The 23482-nt window shown below is 44.5% G+C and carries 20 protein-coding genes, 1 tRNA gene and 1 rRNA gene; 14 read left to right on the forward strand and 8 right to left on the reverse strand.

All coding sequences use genetic code 11. The annotated features are described in order from the left end of the window. The first annotated feature begins 280 nt into the window (after positions 1-280). Together rraB and R7190_RS21155 are read left to right on the forward strand one after the other, a co-directional pair. The gene (gene rraB, locus R7190_RS21150) at positions 281-694 is read left to right on the forward strand and encodes a ribonuclease E inhibitor RraB (RefSeq protein ID WP_005381081.1); all 414 of its coding nucleotides are present in this window, start codon (positions 281-283) and stop codon (positions 692-694) included. Between the two features lie 154 nt (positions 695-848). Beyond that, positions 849-1649, forward strand: coding sequence for a glycosyl hydrolase 2 galactose-binding domain-containing protein (locus R7190_RS21155; protein ID WP_042523476.1), 801 nt, complete (start codon positions 849-851; stop codon positions 1647-1649). Between the two features lie 19 nt (positions 1650-1668). Here R7190_RS21155 and R7190_RS21160 read toward each other — a convergent pair whose 3' ends face one another. From R7190_RS21160 to pepA, 5 genes are all read right to left on the reverse strand, one after another. Next, positions 1669-2574 carry a bifunctional helix-turn-helix transcriptional regulator/GNAT family N-acetyltransferase gene (locus R7190_RS21160; protein ID WP_186584636.1) on the reverse strand — a complete coding sequence of 302 codons (906 nt, stop codon included), beginning with the start codon at positions 2572-2574 and terminating at the stop codon, positions 1669-1671. A gap of 116 nt (positions 2575-2690) precedes the next feature. Next, positions 2691-3095 (reverse strand): DUF2061 domain-containing protein, encoded by a 405-nt coding sequence (locus R7190_RS21165; RefSeq protein WP_005381078.1) that lies wholly within the window; start codon positions 3093-3095, stop codon positions 2691-2693. 202 nt (positions 3096-3297) lie between these two features. Then, the gene (locus R7190_RS21170; protein ID WP_186584637.1) at positions 3298-6156 is read right to left on the reverse strand and encodes a valine--tRNA ligase; all 2859 of its coding nucleotides are present in this window, start codon (positions 6154-6156) and stop codon (positions 3298-3300) included. Positions 6157-6252: 96 nt separating this feature from the next. Next, the gene (locus tag R7190_RS21175) at positions 6253-6702 is read right to left on the reverse strand and encodes a DNA polymerase III subunit chi (RefSeq protein ID WP_031777270.1); all 450 of its coding nucleotides are present in this window, start codon (positions 6700-6702) and stop codon (positions 6253-6255) included. Between the two features lie 115 nt (positions 6703-6817). Further along, complete coding sequence (pepA, locus tag R7190_RS21180; protein WP_005381073.1) at positions 6818-8326, reverse strand: leucyl aminopeptidase; 1509 nt, start codon at positions 8324-8326, stop codon at positions 6818-6820. A 200-nt stretch (positions 8327-8526) separates the two neighbouring features. Here pepA and lptF point away from each other — a divergent pair, with 200 nt between their 5' ends. After that, complete coding sequence (gene lptF, locus R7190_RS21185) at positions 8527-9627, forward strand: LPS export ABC transporter permease LptF (protein WP_005381072.1); 1101 nt, start codon at positions 8527-8529, stop codon at positions 9625-9627. 3 nt (positions 9628-9630) lie between these two features. Next, entirely contained in the window at positions 9631-10701 is a 1071-nt protein-coding gene (gene lptG / locus R7190_RS21190) for an LPS export ABC transporter permease LptG (protein WP_005381071.1), read from the forward strand. Positions 10702-10788: 87 nt separating this feature from the next. Here lptG and R7190_RS21195 read toward each other — a convergent pair whose 3' ends face one another. After that, a complete protein-coding gene (locus tag R7190_RS21195) occupies positions 10789-11268 on the reverse strand; it encodes an RDD family protein (protein WP_005381070.1) in 480 nt (159 codons plus the stop codon). 184 nt (positions 11269-11452) lie between these two features. Then, positions 11453-12721 carry a DUF2254 domain-containing protein gene (locus R7190_RS21200; RefSeq protein WP_053303445.1) on the reverse strand — a complete coding sequence of 423 codons (1269 nt, stop codon included), beginning with the start codon at positions 12719-12721 and terminating at the stop codon, positions 11453-11455. A gap of 227 nt (positions 12722-12948) precedes the next feature. Between R7190_RS21200 and R7190_RS21205 the strand changes: the two genes are divergently transcribed. Together R7190_RS21205 and R7190_RS21210 are read left to right on the forward strand one after the other, a co-directional pair. Continuing rightward, positions 12949-13614: an SDR family NAD(P)-dependent oxidoreductase gene (locus R7190_RS21205; RefSeq protein WP_186584638.1), complete on the forward strand. Its 666-nt coding sequence runs from the start codon at positions 12949-12951 to the stop codon at positions 13612-13614. A 190-nt stretch (positions 13615-13804) separates the two neighbouring features. Further along, positions 13805-13889 (forward strand) — tRNA-Leu (locus tag R7190_RS21210). A 246-nt stretch (positions 13890-14135) separates the two neighbouring features. Here R7190_RS21210 and R7190_RS21215 read toward each other — a convergent pair. Continuing rightward, positions 14136-15419, reverse strand: a complete 1284-nt coding sequence (locus tag R7190_RS21215) for a carbohydrate-binding protein (RefSeq protein WP_053303443.1) — start codon at positions 15417-15419, stop codon at positions 14136-14138. Between the two features lie 247 nt (positions 15420-15666). Here R7190_RS21215 and R7190_RS21220 point away from each other — a divergent pair, with 247 nt between their 5' ends. The 8 genes from R7190_RS21220 to R7190_RS21255 form a co-directional block, all read left to right on the forward strand. After that, entirely contained in the window at positions 15667-15972 is a 306-nt protein-coding gene (locus tag R7190_RS21220; RefSeq protein ID WP_025767645.1) for a PTS sugar transporter subunit IIB, read from the forward strand. A gap of 88 nt (positions 15973-16060) precedes the next feature. Further along, entirely contained in the window at positions 16061-17395 is a 1335-nt protein-coding gene (locus R7190_RS21225; protein ID WP_005381064.1) for a PTS sugar transporter subunit IIC, read from the forward strand. Between the two features lie 51 nt (positions 17396-17446). Next, on the forward strand, positions 17447-17758 hold the full coding sequence (locus R7190_RS21230; RefSeq protein ID WP_031777269.1) for a PTS lactose/cellobiose transporter subunit IIA: 312 nt from the start codon (positions 17447-17449) through the stop codon (positions 17756-17758). Between the two features lie 12 nt (positions 17759-17770). Then, on the forward strand, positions 17771-19093 hold the full coding sequence (locus tag R7190_RS21235) for a 6-phospho-beta-glucosidase (RefSeq protein ID WP_053303322.1): 1323 nt from the start codon (positions 17771-17773) through the stop codon (positions 19091-19093). An 18-nt stretch (positions 19094-19111) separates the two neighbouring features. Next, positions 19112-19867: a chitin disaccharide deacetylase gene (gene chbG, locus R7190_RS21240; RefSeq protein WP_053303321.1), complete on the forward strand. Its 756-nt coding sequence runs from the start codon at positions 19112-19114 to the stop codon at positions 19865-19867. A 104-nt stretch (positions 19868-19971) separates the two neighbouring features. Further along, positions 19972-20970, forward strand: coding sequence for a LacI family DNA-binding transcriptional regulator (locus tag R7190_RS21245; protein WP_053303320.1), 999 nt, complete (start codon positions 19972-19974; stop codon positions 20968-20970). Positions 20971-21100: 130 nt separating this feature from the next. Then, complete coding sequence (locus R7190_RS21250) at positions 21101-22354, forward strand: HD-GYP domain-containing protein (RefSeq protein WP_005381029.1); 1254 nt, start codon at positions 21101-21103, stop codon at positions 22352-22354. A 565-nt stretch (positions 22355-22919) separates the two neighbouring features. Next, a 16S ribosomal RNA gene (locus R7190_RS21255) occupies positions 22920-23482 on the forward strand; the annotation flags it as partial.

A 23482-nucleotide genomic window follows, 5' to 3' on the forward strand; every position in this document is an offset into this window, starting at 1 on the left:
AGTGTATTCAAGAAAGCATCATAAACACGCATAGAAAGAGAAAATAACCACATTAAGTGTCAATTAGGATGTTCTGAATATTAAAAAACGCCATTCTTTGTTAATTTTTTGTTTCTTTGTGTGGTCGGTTTAATATTTAGATTCAAATAACCGATAAGAATCGCAGTGGTATGATGTTTGTTTGTGGCTTTTCATCGCAATCCATGCCATATTTCACCGGATCAGCATACTCAGTATCGGGTATTGTGTTTCCATCAAGTAACTAATCTGGAGCCAAAACATGTCTCACGAAGATGAATATCTATCAGTAGAAGAATTAATTGAGATTCAAAAGGAAGAGACTCGCGATATCATTGCAGCATTGCTAGAAGATGGCAGCGATCCAGATTCGCTATACGAAATTGAGCACCACCTGTTTGCAGAAGATTTTGACACGCTAGAAAAAGCGGTAGTTGAAGCATTCAAGATGGGCTTTGAAGTTCTTGAAGCAGAAGAAACTGAAGATGAAGATGGTAACAAGTTGCTTTGCTGTGATGCGACTATGGAGTCCGCACTAGACGCAGAAGCGATTGATGCGCAAGTTGAAAAATTGATTCACTTGGCAGAAAAATACGACATCATCTATGACGGTTGGGGTACGTACTACGAAGGCGAAGATGCGCTTTACCCTGAAGAAGATGAAGACGACGAGTAATCAAAGCTCACTACTTTTGGAAAAACCAGCGTTTAACGCTGGTTTTTTTATTCCTTGAAAAACTGACGAATGTGGAGGCGATAAATAATTCACATTGAGTTTATAGGGGATTTCTCCCTATAATGCGTGAAAATTGATCTAGCTCAAGGTGTATATGCAACTCTCACTCGCCGGTTTATGGCAAGTCTCTCCACTGACGGACCTTTCTATCCCACAGGATGACATTACTTTCCCTGCTCCTTTGAGTCAGGTATTGCCAGCTGAACTGACAGAAGAAGCAATTCGTCAGCAAGAGTGGCACCTGATGCATGACATTGAAGTGGACGAATCCATGATGGCATTCCCAGCGGTAGAAATGGTGTTGGGTGGTGTGGATTACCATGCAGAAGTGCGTTTGAACGGAGTAGCATTGTTTGACTGTGACGGTTCTCAAAATGTCTACAAGAAAGACATTCGCCCGTTCATGCAGATGGGGCGCAACCGTTTTGAGATCCTATTCCTTGAGGAAGAAGAAGATCTTCTGTTGGATGAGGATAAACCGGAGTTGTGTTTACTTGCAGATCATGAATATAAAAAAAGTGATGAGCGCTTAGGGGTATGGCAAGAACCGTATCTGCAGTTCATTCGCAATGTGCGTTTAGACCGCGTGGCTACCGAACAGATTTGGCACCACGGTGGTGGTTGTGAGTTTAAAGTAGACTTGTACTATCAAACTTTTTCGCCGGGCCTGGTCTCTGCATCGGTTAAGTTTAATGGTATGACTTACCATATTCCTATTGATGTCCGAGCGGAGCATGCGAGCGCTTTATTCCAGATCGAAGCGCCAAAGTATGCCGATCTTACTGATCCTGATCCAAGTGATCTCTACCAGTTGTCTGTTGAGTTGGATGGGCAGCACCAAAACTTCACTGTTGCCTTGAGCCAGGAGCTTTGTGTTACCCATGTTGTGCTTTAACTCTTAGTAATGCTCTTTATTACAGTGTTTTAAGCATTACGACTTCACATGCATCATGCCCTGTTTGTCCAAGCGGGGCATCGAGATGCTCAAAGCCTAGCTTTTCATACAAGCTTACCGCTTCTCTCAGACATTCAGTTGTCTCTAAATAGCACTGCTGATAACCAAATTGTTTCGCCAATTGTAAGCTCAATGCGACGATGCGTTTGGCTAAACCGTGCCCTCGTGTTTGAGGTAAAAAGTACATCTTTTGTAGTTCACATACATTTGGCTCGCCAGCTAAAGGGGCAAAGCCACCGCCACCAACGATCTCTCCGCGATGTTCAATGACCCAATAGGCGGCCCTGTTTTGATTGTACACCGAATACATATCATCAAGCGTTGGATCGGCCACACCATAACCTTTGTCTGCGGTTAAGCCGTATTCTGCAGAGACTTTACGAATCACATCTGCGACTTGCGGGTTGTCTGCTTTAGTAAGAGGTCGAAGAACGTATTCCTCAGCCTGACACACTTTTGTTAGCCCTTTTAGGTAAGTCTCTAGACCAAGTTTGAGTTGCTCTTGCTCGCTGTCATCGAGTTGGGTAAGCAGTTGTTCAAAGAAGTGGTTTTGCTGTTGGTCCAGTTGTGATAACGCCTGTTGGCCTTGCTCTGTAATCGCGACGAGTTGACTACGTTTGTCTTTTGGGTTTTCGATGCTCTCGACCAAACCTAATTTAATCAAACCAGTAACGGTTCGGCTCGCGTTGGACTTGTCGACATTAAGCTGCTGTGCCAGCTGATTGATGGTCAATGGCTGCAATTGGATTTCACCCAATGCGTGCGCTTGCACTGGAGTGAGAGCGACATCGCCGCATTGTTTATCAAGCATACCAAGCAATCGGACTGCTTGACGGGAGTAGTGTCGAAGTTGACGAGCGTTCATTATCACTTACCTCTAAAAAATAAAGTTGCGCACCGCAACTAAAATAATTGCGGTGCGCAACCTTGTCAATGGTAAATGTCATTTTTCTCGTTAGGAGACGTAGTGAGCCTCCATGTTTAAGCGTGGTGATGTAAACAAAACTGCGGTGCTGGAGCTTTTTCTGATGATTTACGCATCCATACTTTCTCGTGGAAGTAGTAAGCCACCGTGTTCAAACTCGGCTCTAGCATCGCCATTACGCCGCCGACAAATGCATCACCTGTTAGTAAGTAAACCACGGTAAAAGCGACGCTGAAGTGCACGGTCGCAAAGCTTGCGGTTTTTAATTTGGTCATCCACTGACGAGCTTTAAGTGCTGGGACTTTTGCCCATGCCTTTTCATGAAAGTAGAAGGCTACGGTGTTCACTGAAGGCTCAATCATGGCAATTAAACTACCAATTAGAATGTCGCCTGTGAGTACGTAAGCGACACTAAATGCGATAGTAAAATGCAGTGCTGCGAAAGTTAGTGTCTTTTTCATGATAATTACTCAATCGTGTTTGTTTCGATGAGTTCATTATCGATAATAATTCTCATTAATGCTAATGGATGATGAGTATTGTTGCGATAGGGGAAAGCTATTGATGATGGTTTTTGGTGAAAGAGATACAAAAAAGGTTGACCATGATGGCCAACCTTTGGATTCAAAGTGAGAAGTGTGAGTTCTTCTCTTTCACTGAGGCTTAAAGTGCAGCGATCGTTGTCTTCTGCTCTTCTAGCTTAGCTAGTGTCTCTTTGTAGCCTTCAAGCTTCTCACGCTCTTTAGCAACAACAGCTTCAGGTGCTTTCGCTACAAAGCCTTCGTTGCCCAGTTTGCCTTCGATACGCTTGATTTCGCCGTGCGTCTTCTTGATTTCGCCATCTAGACGAGCAAGCTCAGCATCTTTGTCGATCAGACCTGCCATTGGGATCATTAGCTCAGACTTAGCAACCAATGCTGTTGCACACGCTGGCGTTTCTTCGTCAGCAGCAAGTACGCGTACAGATTCTAGTTTCGCTAGAGACATTAGTACTTGTTTGTTTGCTTCTAGACGCGCAGCGTCTTCTGCGTTTGCTGCTTTCAGCATAACGTCAAGCGGCTTACCTGGGTTGATGTCGTATTCAGCACGTAGGTTACGGATGCTGGTAATAAACGCTTTCACCCATTCAATGTCGTCTAGCGCTTCTTGGTTGAAGTTTGCTTCGTCGAATTGAGGCAGTGCTTGAAGCATGATTGTCTCGCCTTCAACACCTTCAACTAGTGGCTTGATGCTTTGCCAGATAGTTTCAGTGATGTAAGGAATCACTGGGTGAGCTAGACGAAGAGTCTTCTCAAGAACCGTGATTAGCGTACGGCGAGTACCACGCTGTTGCGCTTCAGTACCTTTCCATAGAACGGGTTTAGTTAGCTCTAGGTACCAGTCACAGAATTGGTTCCAGATGAATTCGTAAAGCGTGTTAGACGCCATATCTAGACGGAAGTTGTCGATATGGTTGTTGAACGCTTTCGCTGCAAGTTCAAACTGAGACTCGATCCACTTGTCTGCTAGTGAGTATTCAATCTCACCACCGTTGAAGCCACAATCTTGCTCTTCTGTGTTCATCATTACGTAACGGCTTGCGTTCCATAGTTTGTTACAGAAGTTACGGTAACCCTCAAGACGCTTCATATCCCAGTTGATATCACGACCTGTTGATGCCATTGCTGCAAGAGTGAAACGCAGTGCGTCTGTACCGTATGCTTCGATACCGTTTTCAAACGTCTTACGAGTGTTCTTCTCGATCTTCTTCGCTAGTTGAGGCTGCATCATGTTGCCACAACGCTTCTCTACGAGAGACTCTAGGTCGATACCATCAATCATGTCGATTGGGTCAAGTACGTTACCTTTCGACTTGGACATCTTGTCACCGTTTTCGTCACGGATTAGACCAGTAACGTAAACCGTCTTAAATGGTACTTGTGGTTTGCCGTTTTCGTCTTTCACGAAGTGCATGGTCATCATGATCATGCGCGCAACCCAGAAGAAGATGATGTCGAAACCAGTTACTAGAACGTCTGAAGGGTGGAATACTTTCAGATCGTCAGTTTGCTCTGGCCAACCTTGAGTACCGAACGTCCATAGTGCAGAAGAGAACCACGTATCCAGTACGTCTTCGTCTTGGTGAAGTTCAATGACTGACTCTAGGTTGTTGTTCTTACGAACTTCTTCTTCAGTGCGACCTACGTAAACATTACCTTGGTTGTCGTACCAAGCTGGGATGCGGTGACCCCACCATAGCTGACGAGAGATACACCAGTCTTGAACGTCACGCATCCAAGAGAAGTACATGTTTTCGTATTGCTTAGGAACGAATTGGATGTCGCCGTTTTCTACTGCTTCAACTGCGGTTTTCGCTAGAGGCGCAGTACGTACGTACCATTGGTCAGTTAGCATTGGTTCGATAACCACGCCACCACGGTCGCCGTAAGGAACTTGTAGATCGTGATCTTTCACTTCTTCAAGTAGGCCTAGCTCGTCGAATTCAGCAACGATAGCTTTACGAGCGGCAAAACGCTCCATACCGTGGTATTTAGCTGGTAGCTCAGTGCTGTAAGCGTCGCTTGCTTCGCCGTTAGTGTTGAATACTTCTGCTGAGTCGCGGATGTTCGCGTCGAAAGTCAGAATGTTGATCATTGGTAGCTGGTGGCGCTTACCTACTTCGTAGTCGTTGAAGTCGTGCGCAGGTGTGATTTTCACACAGCCAGTACCTTTTTCCATATCTGCGTGCTCATCGCCCACGATTGGGATGCGACGATCAACGATAGGAAGGATGATTTCTTTACCGATAAGATCTTTGTAACGTGGATCTTCTGGGTTAACTGCAACACCTGTATCGCCTAGCACGGTCTCTGGACGAGTCGTTGCAACAACGATGTAGTCTTTGCCATCCGCTGTTTTTGCGCCATCTGCTAGTGGGTAGCGGAAGTGCCACATGTTGCCTTTAGTGTCTTTGTTCTCTACTTCTAGATCTGAAATCGCTGTGTGTAGCTTTGGATCCCAGTTAACTAGACGCTTACCGCGGTAGATTAGATCGTCTTCGTATAGACGTACGAACACTTCTTGAACGGCGTTAGATAGACCATCGTCCATCGTGAAGCGTTCACGATCCCAGTCTACAGATGCGCCAAGACGACGAAGCTGCTTAGTGATAGTGCCGCCAGATTCGCCTTTCCATTCCCAGATTTTGTCGATAAAAGCTTCACGACCGTAATCGTGTTTTGTTTTGCCTTCTTCTGCAGCGATCTTACGCTCAACAACCATCTGAGTTGCGATACCAGCGTGGTCAGTACCTACTTGCCAAAGGGTGTTTTTACCCTTCATACGTTCACAACGGATAAGCGTATCCATGATCGTATCTTGGAACGCGTGGCCCATGTGTAGGCTACCAGTGACGTTCGGTGGCGGGATCATGATGCTGTATGATTCTTTAGTAGTGTCACCGTGTGGCTTAAAGTAGCCTTTCTCTTCCCAAGTCTGATACAGAGCTTGTTCGATTGAAGTTGGGTTGTATGTCTTTTCCATAGCGCTCTTTTAATGGATACGTTGATGGTTGAATCTTAGTCAATCTTTATAAGTGAGGGATCTTAACAAGATCGCCTTAACTATAAGGATTGACCGTTAAGGATATTGAATTTCGATCGTTTGCAGCTGGTAACCTGCTTGACGGTAAATTTTATATCTTTCTCTTGCGAGTTGTTTAGCTTTTTCTTCGCAGGGCACGAAGTCTACCACTTGAGCAAACTTGTTCGCAAAGGTTGTCTCATTTTCCGCCAAATTAATTACCAGCTGACGGTTCCAATTAGGTTTTACACCTTCATGGCCGATTTCAATGTTGGTGGCGTATTTCGGTCCCTCGCCTACGAGGTTATGTGCCATGAACTTGTCTGCATCAACTTGCCAAAAGGCTTCAGCGAGCTGCTCGGCGTGTGGTTTGTCTTGGCAGTTTAAATACACTTTAGCGCCTTGGCGAGCAAAGTGCTGAGCCAAAAACACGATGTATTCTTCAAAGCCAGCCACCGTTGCTTGCGGGCTCTCTTCGTTAATGATGTAGAAGGTTGCAGTTTGCATCATTCTCTCACTTGCCTTGGGTCTCTTCCTAAGACCATCTTAAGTCCCACTTTCATTTTAGAAAATTAGGATAATAAAAAAGGGCCTTGCGGCCCTTTTAGATTCTGTTCAGAAATTACTCTTCTGTCTCTTGGCCGCTGCGGTTCAAAAGGAATTGGACAAGCATTGAGACAGGACGGCCCGTTGAGCCTTTCGCTGCGCCTGATTTCCACGCGGTACCTGCGATATCGACGTGTGCCCAGTTGTACTTCTTCGCGAACTTAGATAAGAAGCAACCCGCAGTAATTGTGCCACCAGGGCGACCACCAATGTTTGCCATATCCGCAAACGGGCTCTTCAACTGTTCGTGGTACTCGTCTGCCATTGGTAGACGCCATGCACGGTCACTCGCTTGCTCAGAAGCGTTTACTAGCTCATGAGAAAGAGGGTTGTGGTTAGAGATTACGCCGCTGATATGGTGGCCTAGTGCGATAACACAAGCACCAGTTAGCGTTGCAACGTCAACCACGCAGTCTGGTTCGAAACGCTCTACGTAAGTCAGTGCGTCACAAAGAACAAGACGGCCTTCAGCATCCGTGTTCAGAACTTCTACAGTTTGACCAGACATGGTCGTTAGGATGTCACCTGGACGGTAAGCGTTGCTGCCAGGCATGTTTTCACAGCCCGCTAGAACACCAATAACGTTGATTGGTAGGTTTAGCTTCGCTAGCGCTTTCATTGTACCGAATACCGATGCCGCACCACACATGTCGTACTTCATCTCATCCATACCTTCACCCGGCTTTAGAGAGATACCGCCTGAGTCGAAGGTTAGACCTTTACCTACGAGCACAATCGGTTTTGCATCTGAGTCAGGGTTACCTTTGTACTCGATGATAGACATCATAGATTCGTTTTTAGAACCACGGCCTACTGCTAGGTAAGAGGTCATACCCAGTTTTTCCATCTCTTGCTCACCAATAATTTTGGTGGTTACGGTTTCGTAATCGTCCGCTAGACGACGAGCTTGAGAAGCAAGGTAAGCTGGATTAGCTACGTTTGGCGGCATGTTGCCAAGGTCTTTTGAGGCTTTGACACCTGATGCGATAGCAAGGCCATGAGTGATTGCTTTTTCACCCAAGTTCAATTCACGACGCGTTGGTACGTTGAAAACAAGCTTGCGCAGTGGGCGGCGAGTCTCAGGTTTCACGCTCTTGAATTGATTAAATGTGTATAGACCATCTTTAGTCGCTTCTACAGCCTGGCGCACTTTCCAGTATGTATCACGACCCTTAACATGCAGTTCAGTTAGGAAACATACCGCTTCCATTGAGCCTGTCTCGTTAAGTGTGCTGATCGTCTTTTGAATGATTTCCTTGTACTGGCGCTCGCCAAGTTCACGCTCTTTGCCGCAACCGACAAGTAAAACGCGCTCTGACAAAACACCTGGTACTTGATGCAGTAGCAGCATCTGACCAGGTTTACCCTCTAGATCACCACGGCGAAGTAGTGAACTGATGTAACCGTCACTGATTTTATCAAGTTGTTCGGCTACTGGAGAAAGGCGACGTGGTTCAAACACACCAACAACGATACATGCGCTACGTTGTTTCTCTGGACTGCCACTTTTTACACTGAACTCCATGCGTACTCCTACATCCTGAAGACAAATTGCTCTAAATGTTAGATAATGATCGCTTACTTGTTGAATTTTAGCTCCAGACTTACATGCAGAGCTGATTAAGCGACTAACATCTAGTTTATAATTTTTAAAAAAATAAATGGTTCAACGGGAAACTATAGTGATTCGACCAAAAAAACAAGTTTTGTATAGGTAATTTCAGCGTGATTATTGTTAGATATTTGATCCGCGAAACACTCAAGAGCCAATTTGCGATTTTTTTCGTACTTTTTTTGGTGTTTGTAAGCCAGAAATTCATAAGTGTTCTTGCTGATGCTTCTGATGGGGATATTCCTGCTGGATTGATTTTCTCTATTGTTGGTTTGAACATGCCAGCAATGGGTCTGTTAATGCTGCCTTTAAGTCTGTATATCGGCATATTGATCACATTTGGTCGTCTGTATGCAGAGAGCGAAATTGTCGTAATGAACGCGACAGGTATTGGTAATAAATTCTTAGTTCAAGCGGCCTTATACCTAGCGTTGATTACTTCAGCGGTGGCGGCTTTCAATGCGTTGTGGCTATCTCCGTGGTCTCAAGACCGCGTTGAGCAGCTTTATGAGCAGGTAGCGTCAGAAAACAGCGTTGACCTACTTAAAAAAGGTCAGTTCCAAGGTACACCAGACGGTTCATCGGTTGTGTTCATCGATGACATTAAAGACAATACCTTGAGCAACGTTTTTGTTGCGCAGATGCGCCCTCGAGATTCGGTGTTACCGAGTGTGATGTTCTCATCTTCTGGTGAAGTAAAAGAGCTTTCGGACGGTCGTCAGATCATCACTATGAAAGAAGGTACGCGTTATGAAGGTGTGCCTACTCGCGTTGAATATATGATCACGAAATTCGATGAATACGAAGGTGTTATCGGCCAACGTGAGGTCAAAAAGAAAGGGCGAGACTGGGAAGCATACCCAACGGTTGACTTGATAGGTCACCCAGATCCAGAGGCGCAAGCGGAGCTACAATGGCGAATTTCGTTATTTGTGTGTATTCCACTCTTAACGATGCTCGTTATTCCTTTGTCTGCGGTGAATCCGCGTCAGGGACGGTTTGCCAAAATGGGGCCTGCGATTCTGATCTACCTAGCGTATTTCTTGGCGATCAGTGCAACCAAATCTGCATTAGAAGATGGTGACATCCCGGCTGCTATTGGTATGTGGCCAATCAATGCGATGTTGCTGATTGTTGCTATCATGGCGAATATGATGGACAGCGTTGCTGCTAGACGAATAAAAGACAAATTCCGCAAGAAGAGGCTCGCGTAAGCTGTGTTCAAAATATTAGACCTTTACATCGGTAGAACCATCATCTCTACCACTGCCTTGGTTTTAGCGACGTTTGTTGGCTTATCGGGCATCATCAAATATGTAGAACAGCTACGTAAAGTTGGGCGAGGTGTGTACGACCTCACTCATGCGTTGTACTTTGTGTTACTCAGTGTGCCGCGTGATATCGAAATGTTCTTTCCAATGGCGGCATTACTCGGTGCCCTGATCGGCTTAGGTATGTTGGCTTCAAGCTCTGAGCTTGTGGTGATGCAAGCTGCTGGTTTCTCTAAGCTGGATATCGGGTTATCGGTACTCAAAACGGCCGTCCCGCTCATGATTGTTGTTATGGCGTTAGGTCAATGGGGCGCTCCTGAGGCCCAGAAGATGGCCCGTGACTTACGTGCGTTTGCGATATCAGGTGGTAGCATTGTGTCTGTGCGCTCAGGTGTGTGGGCTCGTGATGCAAACGACTTTATCTTTATCGGTAAAGTCGAAGACGACAAACTTTATGCTTTAAATATGTGGCGTTTTGATGATGATAAGAATCTACAAAAAGTTATTTTCGCCGAAGAAGTCGACTACCAACAAGATAACAACTGGCTGATGCGTTACGTACAAATTACGGACATGGAAAATGAAAACGTAATTTCAAAGCAAGACATCGAACAGATGGAGTGGCACACCTCTTTGGCACCAGATAAGCTAGCTGTGGTGACCGTGAAGCCAGAAGAACTGTCACTGAGCGGTTTGTATGATTATGTGACTTACCTAAAAGCATCGGAACAAGATGCATCTCGCTATGAGTTGGCGTTTTGGCGTAAGTTGACTCAGCCGCTTTCAATTGCTGTGATGATGTTAATGGCGCTATCTTTTGTTTTCGGTCCACTCAGAAGCGTGACCATGGGGGCAAGGGTATTGTCGGGCGTGGTTGCCGGGTTTACTTTTTACATATCCAGTGAGTTCTTTGGCCCATTAAGCTTGGTGTATGGCATATCCCCAGTGTTTGGTGCTTTGGCCCCGAGTTTGGTGTTCTTAGCTATTGCGATTGCACTGCTACGAAGAAAGCTATAACTGAAGCATCATCGAATAAACCAAGTTTTACCGAACCAAATGTAAAAGGAAGGCATTACGCCTTCCTTTTTTGTGTTCCTAGACAAGTTAGTTTGCCTTCGGTAATACAACAACCTCTGTTTTGGCCCAAATGTCGTGGAAACCACGTTTCTTCGGATCAATCGGTACAGTCAGATTTGCCAAGCCAAAGCCAGATGTCGAAATACGAATTAGAGCTTGAGTTACCGTAATTGGTGCACCGTCTTTGGCATTGCGAACTCGAAGCTTCCAAGCGCGCATCCCAAGAGTTTGTCCTGCTCGCGTCCAGAAGAACACAAAGAAATATATCCACACACCCGCAAGATAAAGTGTAAATAGAGGGCTCAATACAGGGTGCTTTCCGAGCATATCTGCGGCATCAGCGTACTCGCCATAGCTCAACAATCCTGCTGCATTTAGTGCAAACACAACGGCCATAACAATACCAGCGGCCATCATTTCAATTGCGATAATAATCAATGTGTCGTAAATCAACGCTGCAAGTCGACGAAAGAGACCTGCAGGTGGAAGAGTTGTAGACGTTGTCATTATTCCATCACTTACCTTAAAAATTGTGCGTCAGAATATAGATTCCCTCACCAAGAGAAAAGAGACCTAACGCACAGAGTCTTTAATTGTGTATAAACGAAGAGACTTTTCTGCCCTACGTTATCAGCACATGTCATGATACACGAGGCCGTGCAGCAATATGTTTCAACTGAATTCGACTCTCTTAACCATTGGCTTTTTGGTCTGTGACCAGATTAGATAGCTGAGAGAGTTGGTGTTTCTCATCTTCGGTATAATGTTGGCTTAATGAAAGCTCTAAAGCTTTTTCTGACAGCTTGATTGCTGGTGACAAAAATAACTTAGGGTGCATACTAGAGAGAGCTAGCAAGGCCTTTTGTAGGCGAATCTGTATTTGGAGTTGCGCTGCACCATCGTGTGCTATCGGCAAAAAGACATCATCAAACAAATCCTGGTAGCTCAATGCGGGCACAAATAGTCTAGGATATCGAGTTTTGGCTGGCGGCTCACTGAGTAGGTCTCCCCATAATGAAAGTGCTCGTACAGAACGCCCAAGAACGTCAATCGCGGTGCCATTATCATTTACAGCCGGAGATAGTGCTCGTGAGGCGATTTCCGCCATAACGACTAAACCAAAGCGAGGGTCCTGATCATATGAACGCTCCGTTCGAATCGTGAAGGCTGCCGTTACTTCGCTTTCGTCTGGCAATTCTCCACAAACCCAAGCCAATGGTTGACCTACGTACACAAAACTTCCCGGTTGTCGCTCAAGGTAGATGGTGCATTGGTTTGCTTCAGCAATACTATCGAGGTGATGCATATCAACATGCTGTAAGTAGCCAATTTCTTGGCTCAAAATAGGTTTACTTCCTCTGGGCTTATGCTCTGGGTGGCTCCATGGGTGAGCACCTAGCCAGCGCTCTTTGCCCCGTTTTCTTATCGCATCTAACAAGGCTTGCTCTACGTATGAAGTGGTTTCACTGACCCTTCCTAGTACGGAAAGGTGCTGAATCCAACGTAGCAGAGTGAGTATGATCATCACGATTACGGCGATAGTCACGATGAATAGATAAATTTGTGCTTGTTGATGATAGGCCCCAATACCTAGCGCGATAATTCCTACCAAACTAAATAGAAAAGAGCCAAGAAAGGTTGCTAAGGCATTTTGTGTTGTGCTGTCTTCCATCAACAGTTTTGTCGCTCGCGGCGTTACCCCTGCACTAGCGGCACTGTACGCTGAGACCATAATATTGAGAGAGAATGTAGTCACTGCAAGCATGGAGGTTGCGAGGATATTTAATATGTTGTTCAACAAATCCTTGCTGACGTTGATGGCAGGGGGCAGAGTAATGAACTGGTTTAAAACAATCGACATTAAGGCGGTAGCAACAGCTAGTAATGCGTAGAGTGACGTCCGGACCCACAGTTTTCGTGTCATCTGTTTCAGTAACCACTGCCATTTTGACCCAGTCATTCTTTGCTCCTATTCAGTTCTCACTAGAAAGTCGATAGAAAATTCAGAAAGTTATTCTTGCTTAAGCATAGGTTAAATGCCCGTCGTTCTGCTTGATATTTCATGCATCACGAAAGTAAGAAAGCTGCTTGCTTCAAAGAATGGTGCTCTTGAGGTGTGAATTACCACGATTCTGTTACCTTAATTGATAGATGAATTAAAAGTATGTGATTGAAAAGAGGTAGCGCATGATTGTAATTACAGGTGCAAGTAGCGGCTTAGGGGCGGAACTAGCAAAGCGTTATGATGCGGAAGGCAAAGAGACGTATGTAATAGGAAGAAATACAGAAAAACTATCCGCACTAGCAAAACAACTCTCTCATAACGTTGGTTATCAAGCTTGCAACCTCTCATTGCACCAAAATGTGAAACAGCTCTTTGATGGGGTGAAACAGTCCCCTGAAATGGTCATTCATAGTGCGGGAAGTGTTTATTTTGGCTTACTGGAAGAGCAGGAGCCGAAAGAGATTCAAAAGTTGATTGATAACAACCTGAATTCTGCGATTCATGTGCTAAGAGAGTTAGTAAAGCGTTACAAAGATCATCCAATAAAAGTGGTCATGATCATGTCCACAGCCGCGCAACAACCTAAAGCGCAAGAGTCTACGTATTGTGCAGTGAAATGGGCCATCAAAGGATTAATTGAGTCGGTTCGTTTGGAGCTAAAAGGAAAACCTATGAAAATTATCGCGGTTTATCCTGGTGGAATGGATACGGAATTCTGGAAAACAAGTGGCAATACGATGGACACGAGTCACTTCATGCAAGCAGAAGATGCCGCAGAGATGCTCCATAATGCGTTGTCGAGCATTGGGAATGGTTATGTTTCTGATATTACAGTGAATAGAACTTAAAAAGAGTTTCGTATACTCATTTTCATCTGGAAGAGTAGTAGAAAATGGAGCGTACGTTTCTTATGAGTACAGCTTTGTCACACTTTGTGGCGAAATTATCAGCAAACGATAGTTATTTAAGGTATTTCTGCTTGCGCAGGTCAAAAGCTTACGTATAATGCCAACCATCAAAGGGCAATAGCCCAAAGATGCCGGTGTGGTGAAATTGGTATACACGACGGATTCAAAATCCGTTGCCTTCGGGCGTGGCGGTTCAAGTCCGCCCACCGGTACCATATTAGAAAGGTCGCTTTTATAGCGGCCTTTCGTCGTTTTAGGTGTTCGTAAATATCAAAAGAAAGTTAGCGTTGCCTTCGCGGTGGCGGCAGGAATGCCAGTCCAATCAACTCCGTCCACCGGTACCATATTTTAAGACAGAGCCTCGATGAAAGTCGGGGCTTTGTTGTATCTGGATCTTCAAAACAAAAAAGCGCGAGGGGTATGCCTCGCGCAAACTACTACATGGTGATAGTAAGAACAGCCTATAGAGCTGTGAACAAGGTATTCTGAGTGTTCGGAGTCCAGTCTGCTTGGGACACGTGCGGTACATCAACTAGATAACGCAAACCTTGATAAGTCACCACATCACCTTGTTTATAGGAAACATTCTGAGTCCAGTTAGTGGCTGGGTCTGCATTTGTCCAAAGGCTAGAGGTTGGAGATGGTGCCCAATCTTGTTGCGCAGTATGGTTTGTTACAGCCTGGTATACAGTACCTAGGTGTAAGACGTAATCGCCAGCGTCGTAGTTATGACCAACTTGCCAGTTCGGTGTGTAGTTATCCATTGTGTCGAAGTCATAACCCGCTTGTTTTGCTAACTGTATAAACTTAGCGAGCTTAGGTAGGTTTTGCGTTGCACCCATGCCACGCTTACCATCTTCAAATAGGAACTCGTGAGTTAATACGATAACTTTATCGGCGTGTAAAGGTGTACCACATGGGAACTCTTGAGCTTTGGAGTTGATCGGGTTAATCGTTGTTGGTGCACAAGTGTTTAACGCGGAATCCACATATCCAAGAAATGCTTCTGCTTCTGTAAGGCTGTTTGCTGGCATTTCAATGCCCCAATTTTCGGGTGCCCAGTCCACATCCCAACCGTGAGTTTGATAGCCGTTATTCGCTAGGATATTTTGAACCTCGATAGCTGCTTTTACACTGTTGGATGGGTTGGATGTATCGCATACATATCCTGGTTCCCAAGGTTTCAGGTCATCAGACGTGGCACATAACCCATCTGCTTTGAAGTCTTTCGTCACGCGCCAACCGTTGGTGTAGGGCAGTCTAGCAAACTCTGTTGCCTTGTAGTTCGGGTAGCTTGTAATGTTCGGCAAATACTTTGCTAACACAGATAAGTTTTCCGTAAACATTGAGGCATCGTAAACAGGGTCTTGATACGAGTTAAGCTGGTGGTCCCCGGTCGCATTACACTCCGCAGCACTGTTCGGTCCAAACTCATCCACGCAGTTGTGCACCATGTGATCGTAACTGTGGTTCGCAACAATATGACCAGTGTCTAATGTGAGCTTTAAGGCTTCTAGGGAACGGTCTTCATTCTCATCACCAATTCCATCTAAATGCCAAGCATTAAAGTAAAACGTCGCTTTGATATCTTCCTGGTTAAGTACTTGAATAACGTCAATAGATGCATTGATTGGTCCATCATCAAACGTTAGATAAATTGTGCCTTTAGAGTCGGTTTGAGCAAATGAGTGTTGTGATAGTGCGGCACTTACAAGCGTTGCAATAGCCAATTTATTAAATTTCATTCTCTATTCCTTTTAAGAAATTAATAACGACGTTGTCAGTAGTAAAATATTGATAATTTGAAACTTAATGTGATGTCTTAAATTATTTTATGACTTTTATCCTAGACCTAAATAATTATAAAAAAATAGGTGGTATTTTCTAAATTGGGATTGTGTTCACGAATAATGCAACCGGTTGCGCTTTTTTGTCTTGGTTATTTTTGCTACAGTTTTTGCAGGTTGAAATTTACACAACGGGAGTAAGGCTATGAAAAAGATCCTTTTATGCTGTAGCGCAGGGATGTCAACCAGTATGCTTGTTAAGAAAATGGAGCAAGCTGCTGAAAATAAAGGAATTGAATGCAAAATTGATGCGATGTCAGTGAATGCATTTGAAGATGCAATTAAAGAGTACGATGTTTGTCTTCTCGGGCCTCAAGTACGTTTTCAGCTAGAAGAGCTAAGAAAAACGGCGCAAGAGCATGGTAAAAACATTGACGCGATTTCTCCTCAGCATTATGGAATGATGAAGGGAGAGGAAGTACTAGAGCAAGCATTAGAATTAATTAACTAAACCATAGTTTTAAATTAAAAAAGATAACTGTACATCAAATATAAATATTTGATGCGGGATTCTTTTGCCTAAAATAAGGATGGATTCTATGAAGCTTTATGACGCAATTATAGGCGCAGTCGAAAAGCATATAGCCCCTATAGCAGCTAAAGTGGGGAATCAGCCCCATGTTCGCGCAATGAGAGACGGTTTTATTGTCGCAATGCCGTTTATTATTGTTGGTAGTTTCATTTTGATTTTTGCATTCCCCCCATTTGCCGAAGATACAACCTTTACTTTTGGTCGAATTTGGCTCGATTTCGCCACTACACATTTTGATACCATAATGATGCCCTACAACATGTCGATGGGGATCATGACCATTTTTGTTTCGCTGGGCGTTGCTTATAGTTTAGCGAAGGCTTACAAGATGGATGGGATCACGAGTGCTGTATTGTCACTAATGTCTTTTTTACTCATAGCGGCCCCAGCTAAAGATGGCGCTTTGTCTATGTCTCACATGGGCGGAACCGGGATCTTCACCGCAGTGATGTGTGCATTTTTCTCGGTGGAGCTCTACCGTTTTATGAAAAAGCACAATATTACGATTCGCATGCCAGAGCAGGTGCCACCGGCGATTGCGCGATCATTTGAAGTATTGCTACCAGTCTTAGCGATATTCATTACCTTATATCCACTTAGCCTTTTCGTACAAACCCAGTACGACATGCTGATTCCAGATGCTGTTATGGCTATCTTTAAACCGCTAATTAGTGCGTCTAACTCATTGCCTGCCATTATTGGCGCTTTATTGCTTTGCCAGCTGCTTTGGTTTGCGGGTATTCATGGTGCTGCAATTGTTGTTGGACTGCTTTCTCCAATCTTTTTGACCAACATTGGTGCCAACATTGAAGCCTTTGTTGCAGGTGAACCGATTCCAAACGTATTTACTCAACCGTTCTGGGATTTTTACATCTTTATTGGCGGCTCTGGTGCAACACTTGCTCTTGTTATGCTGATGTCGTTTAGCCGTTCTGTTCACCTTAAGAGCATTGGTCGAATGAGTGCGGTGCCTGGCTTTTTCCAAATCAACGAACCAGTGATCTTCGGTAGCCCAGTTGTGATGAACCCGACCTTGTTTATCCCGTTCGTCTTCGCTCCAGTCATCAACGCTACGATTGCGTATTTTGCTGTGCATGTCGGCTTTGTGGGTATGGGTGTCGCTACAACACCTTGGACAACACCGGCACTGATAGGTGCTTCGTGGGGTAGCGGTTGGACCTTTGCGCCAGTATTGCTCGTCATTGGTTTATTAATTCTTGATCTAATCATCTACTTCCCATTCTTCAAAATGTTTGAGAAGCAAATGTTGGAGCAAGAACTACCAACGACGAAGGAAACTAAAGGTGACACGCAGCCGTCAGGCGAAGGCGTTACTGCTTAACTGTGCTTAATGGGCCGCAATTACCGCGGCCCGATTTTCGGAGAGAAAATGATGGAACAAGAATTGGTTGTAATGGAGATCATTTGCAATGCTGGTGAAGCCAGAAGTTTAAGCTACGAGGCATTGCGTTTATCTCGAGAACAAGATTTTGAAGCGGCTGATGAGAAGCTCTCTCAAGCAAGAGAGTGCATTAATAAAGCCCACTTAATACAGACTCAGCTTATTGAAGAAGATCAGGGAGAAGGGAAAGTCCCGATGACGTTAGTGATGGTGCATGCTCAAGATCACCTAATGACTACGATTTTGGCTCAAGAGATGGCTGTAGAAATCGTCGCACTGAACAAAAAAATCTCGAACAAATAAAGGGGGATGAAAATGTCTAGAGAGGCGATCAAACTTGCCATTATTGGCGGTGGTAGTAGCTATACCCCGGAATTGGTTGAAGGGGTTATTAAGCGCTTAGAATATTTACCCGTTAGGAAGATTCATTTTGTGGACATTGAGTCAGGAGCTGAGAAGCTTGAGATCATCAAAGGATTGGCTCAGCGAATGGTCGATAAAGCCGGAGCAAAAATTGAGATAAAAGCCAGTTTCGATCGCCGTGCTGCGATAAAAGATGCGGATTTTGTGATGACGCAGTTTCGTGTTGGTGGCCTTGCTGCACGCGCTAACGATGAGCGAATCCCAATCAAGTACGACGTCATCGGCCAAGAAACAACGGGCCCTGGTGGTTTTGCTAAAGCACTGCGAACCATTCCGGTCATTCTTGATATCTGTAAAGACATTGAAGAGTTGGCTCCAAACGCATGGATGCTCAATTTCACCAACCCAGCGGGTTTAGTTTCCGAAGCGGTCAGTAAGTACACCAAAGTAAAGAGTATTGGTTTATGCAATGTGCCCGTTTCAATGGAAATGATGATTGCAGAAATGATGGAGTGCGAGCCAAAAGAGCTACAACTTGAGTTTGCTGGGTTAAACCATCTCGTGTGGGTACACAAAGCATGGCTCAATGGGGAAGATATTACTCAAACGGTATTAGAGAAAGTCGGTGATGGTGCCAACTTCAGTATGAAGAATATCTGGGAAGAGCCGTGGGATCCTGCATTTCTAAAAGCACTGGGGGCGATACCATGTCCTTATCATCGCTACTTCTACCAAACTGATGCCATGCTTGCTGAAGAGAAACAAAGTGCCGATGAAAAAGGCACTCGTGCTGAGCAGGTAATGGAAACAGAAAATGCGCTATTTAAGCTCTATCAAGATCCTACCCTCGATCATAAGCCGAAAGAGTTAGAGGAGCGGGGTGGTGCTTATTATTCTGATGCATCACTGAACCTAGTTGATTCAATTTATAACAATCGTAATAGTATTCATGTTGTTAACGTTTTAAATAATGGAGCGATCAACGGCCTACCTGACGATGCTGTGATTGAATGTAGTGCGGTGATTGGTAGCTGGGGGGCGAAACCTCTTGCGGTTGGCGAGTTGTCAAACAATATCAAAGGATTACTCTATCAAGTTAAAGCGTATGAGCAGCTAACAATAGAAGCTGCTGTCGAAGGTAATTATGACAAGGCGCTTATGGCATTAACCAATAACCCATTGGTGCCTGACATTGGCCGCGCCAAGTCAATCCTGGATGATATTCTGGCGGTGAACGCTCCGTATTTACCTCAATTTAAACTAACGACGTTGTAAGACTAAGGAAGGGCGCCGATGAAAGTCATTTTTAATGCTGATGATTTTGGTTTAACGAGAGGTGTAAATAACGGCATCGTTAAAGCTCATCGGCAAGGTGTGGTTCATTCAACCACCATGATGGTGGGTATGGATGCTGAGCAACATGCCTTAGAACTAGCTCGCCATAATCCAGACTTGAAAGTTGGCGTTCATCTTAGGTTTACAGCAGGTGTGCCTATAACGAAGCATCGTAACTTGACTAACGGCCGAGCGCACTTTATCAACTATGACGAACTTTGGAGTAAGCAGGACTTCGAAACTCAGGTCGTTTATGATGAAGCAAAAGCTCAGGTGGAACATTTTTTATCGCTTGGGTTAGAGCTAAGCCACTTAGATAGCCATCATCACGCGCATACTCACCCTCAAATTTTGCCCGTTATTAAAGAAGTAGCGAATGAATACCGAGTGCCACTGCGGGGCACTGGCTTGTGTCAAGAATCGATGACAATCAGGTATATCTTTACTGATGAGTTTTATGATCAAAAAGTGAGCTTGGATGGCTTAATGGCACATCTATTGAGCTTAAAAGCTGACTATGACTTGGTTGAGGTGATGTGCCACCCGGCAGAGGCCGATCAGGCGCTTATCTTAAAGAGTGGCTATGTGCTTCAGCGAGAGCTAGAGTTACAAGTTCTTACCTCTCCCATTTTAAAAGAACAGTTAGCTCATCATGGTATAACTGTCACGGATTACTCTGAGCTTGTTTCTACCAATCAAATGGTCGGTGTATGATTAAAGGCTGCCAGCTTCGCCCCCTATAGCACCTTACGAATTGCTGGCAGCCGTTCTACACAAACGAATATTTAATAACAATTGCAGTTGGACCCAATAGCATTATGGCCAGGATTAAAGATGTAGCCGAACTCGCCGGTGTAAATCGCTCTACCGTTTCTCGAATTATTAATGGAGAGGGGAAATTTCGCGAGGAAACTCGAAAAAAAGTAGAGCAAGCTATGGCGCAATTGAATTATCGTCCTAGTGCAATTGCTCGTTCACTCGCAACCTCATCCAGTAATATGGTTGGGTTATTGGTGACTTACTATACGGGGGGCTTCTTTGGCGAGATGATGGAGCAGGTTCAGACCGAGCTGGATATTCATAAGAAGTTTTTGATTACAGCTCAAGGCCATCATTCTGCACAAGGTGAAAAAGAGGCAATTCAGCGTTTTAATGATTTACGTTGTGACGGCTATGTACTTCATAGTCGTTATTTGTCAGATGATGACTTACGTGAACTAGCTAAACAGCCAACACCTTTCGTTCTCCTGGATCGCTACGTGGAAGGAATAGAAGAGCGTTGTGTTACCTTTAACCATCATCATGCAAGTCGTATTGCCGTTGAGCACCTTTTAGCTGGTGCTCATCGAAAGATTGCTTGTATTGCCGGTCCATCCCAACGTCATAACAGTGTATTGAGAAAGCTTGGGTATATTGATGCAATGAAGGATGCTGGTATAGATATTGATGAAAGCTGGTGTGAAGAAGGGAATTATGGCCGGCAAAGTGGTTATGATGCAATGGCTGCAATTTTACAACGACACCCTGATGTGACGGCTGTCTTTTCGTGCAGTGAAGAAATGACGGTTGGCGCAATGCAGTACTTACACGAGCACAGTATTTCTGTACCAGAGCAAATCTCATTAACTAGCTTTGACAGTGTTGATCTTTGTGAAAGTCTTTACCCTACAGTATCAGCAGTGCACTTTCCTATCAGTGACATGGCCCGTGTAGCGGTACAAACGTTAATGGGACTAGTCAAAGATCAAGAAGTAATAGACAAGCCAGTGTTCGAGGCCAAGCTTAAAATACGCAAAGCAGATCGCTCCTTAAAGTAGCTTACTTCTATCTAATTAAGTGAGTCGCTTAGAAATAACGGTTTGATGTTTTGATAGTTACTGATGAATTTATTCACAAAATTTACTAGTATTCTAACTCTCTTAAGAAATATAAATCAGTAGTGAATAAGTGGCAGCCATTAAACTAACGGTCGATCGTATTCAACCCGGACTACATATCCGTCTTCCGCTAAAGTGGAACGATCACCCCTTTCTACTCAATAGCTTTAAGATTAAAGACCAAGAGCAAGTCGAGATGATCCGCCACCTCGGCGTAAAGTTCGTTTACTTTAATCCAGAGCAAAGCGATGCCGTTCCACTCCCTGTTGATCAAAGACAAGCTGACAGAGTAACAAATGAAGCGTCGTTAGATCATGAAACTCAAAAAATGTGGCAAGAAAAACAGAACCGCATAGAGAAGTTAAGTGCATACCGTCGACGCGTGATTCAGTGTGAAAAAGAGTTTGAGCGCTCTCTGGCACGTATGCGTTCAGTCATGACTAAAATCCGTAACCGTCCGACAGCAGCAGTTGATGAAGCAAAGCTTCTTATTGAAGATATCGTCGAGAAGTTAATGTGCGATGATAATGTTACGTTACATCTGATGAACGGAAAAAATGAGTTTGAAGATATTTATTTCCACTCATTGAACGTGGCTGTTATCTCGATGATGATTGGCCGTGCTAAAGGGTACTCAGCAGCACAGTTGAAAGAGCTTTCCTTCTCCGCACTATTCCATGATATCGGGAAAATAAAAATCCCGACTGCAATATTAAGAAAGCAACTACCTCTAACAGAGCCAGAAACCAACTACTTAAAGTTGCACACTAAATATGGCGTCGATCTTGCGAGTCAAATCGAGGCTTTTCCCGAAGTCGCGAGAATTGTGATCGCGCAGCACCATGAGCTAAGAGATGGGTCTGGTTATCCTAAAGGCCTGAAAGGAGATGAGATCAACGAGTTTGCTCAAATTATTGCTGTAGCCAATGCGTTTGATAACTTGTGTCATACCCCGATAGTCTCAGACCAAAAGATTCCTTATACCGCACTCTCTCATTTATATAAGAACTGTAAACACCTATATAAAGAAGAGAACCTGAACATCCTAATTAAGTTTATGGGCGTGTTTCCTCCGGGTACCGTAGTTCAGCTTTCTAATAATATGGTCGGCCTGGTTATCTCAGTGAATGCATCGCATTTATTATTCCCGAATGTCTTGGTTTACGATCCATCAGTACCAAGGACGCAAGCGCCAATCATTGATCTTGCGTCAAAAGATATAAAGATAGTTAACGCGATTCATCCGTCAAAATTACCGGATAAAGTAAAAGAGTATCTAAATCCGCGTTCGCGTATTTCTTATTTCTTTGATAGCGATGAGTAGTTATCCACAGCTTTTTGTGGGTAAATTGTATAAATCCTGAGTGTTATTTCTGGGTAATTTTGGGGTTGGATGGAAAGTATCCATTTGGCATGTTTTTTTAGAAAAAATGCATTTTTAGTATTGCCAAAGAAAATCTTCTCCCTATAATGCGCATCCATCGACACGGCAGACGTCACAAGGCTTCAGCAGGGTCGAAGAGGTAAAAAGCTTCTACAAAAAATTAGTTTAAAAAAGTGTTTGACACTAACAACTAAATCGCTAGAATGCACCTCCGCTTTGAGAGAAAAACTTCTCGCAAAGCAAGCTCTTTAACAATATAGACCTATCAATCTGTGTGGGCACTCGTTGATGATAATCCAATTAGATATTTCTTTCTTAACGGAAAGCGGTATCAAATTAGGTTTCAATGAAACGAAGTGACCATTCGAATTGGGAAGCAGCCTTGAGCTGTTTTGTTTTACTTTTTCAAAAGTAAAAACCAATAAGAGCACAGTCAATTCAAACATTACTTCTGCTATTTATTAGCGAAAGGAATGTTCAGTATTCATTGAGCCGACAAAATCTTAAATTGAAGAGTTTGATCATGGCTCAGATTGAACGCTGGCGGCAGGCCTAACACATGCAAGTCGAGCGGAAACGAGTTATCTGAACCTTCGGGGAACGATAACGGCGTCGAGCGGCGGACGGGTGAGTAATGCCTAGGAAATTGCCCTGATGTGGGGGATAACCATTGGAAACGATGGCTAATACCGCATAATGCCTACGGGCCAAAGAGGGGGACCTTCGGGCCTCTCGCGTCAGGATATGCCTAGGTGGGATTAGCTAGTTGGTGAGGTAAGGGCTCACCAAGGCGACGATCCCTAGCTGGTCTGAGAGGATGATCAGCCACACTGGAACTGAGACACGGTCCAGACTCCTACGGGAGGCAGCAGTGGGGAATATTGCACAATGGGCGCAAGCCTGATGCAGCCATGCCGCGTGTGTGAAGAAGGCCTTCGGGTTGTAAAGCACTTTCAGTCGTGAGGAAGGTAGTGTAGTTAATAGCTGCATTATTTGACGTTAGCGACAGAAGAAGCACCGGCTAACTCCGTGCCAGCAGCCGCGGTAATACGGAGGGTGCGAGCGTTA

This window comes from Vibrio sp. 1078-1 (genome assembly GCF_033340475.1).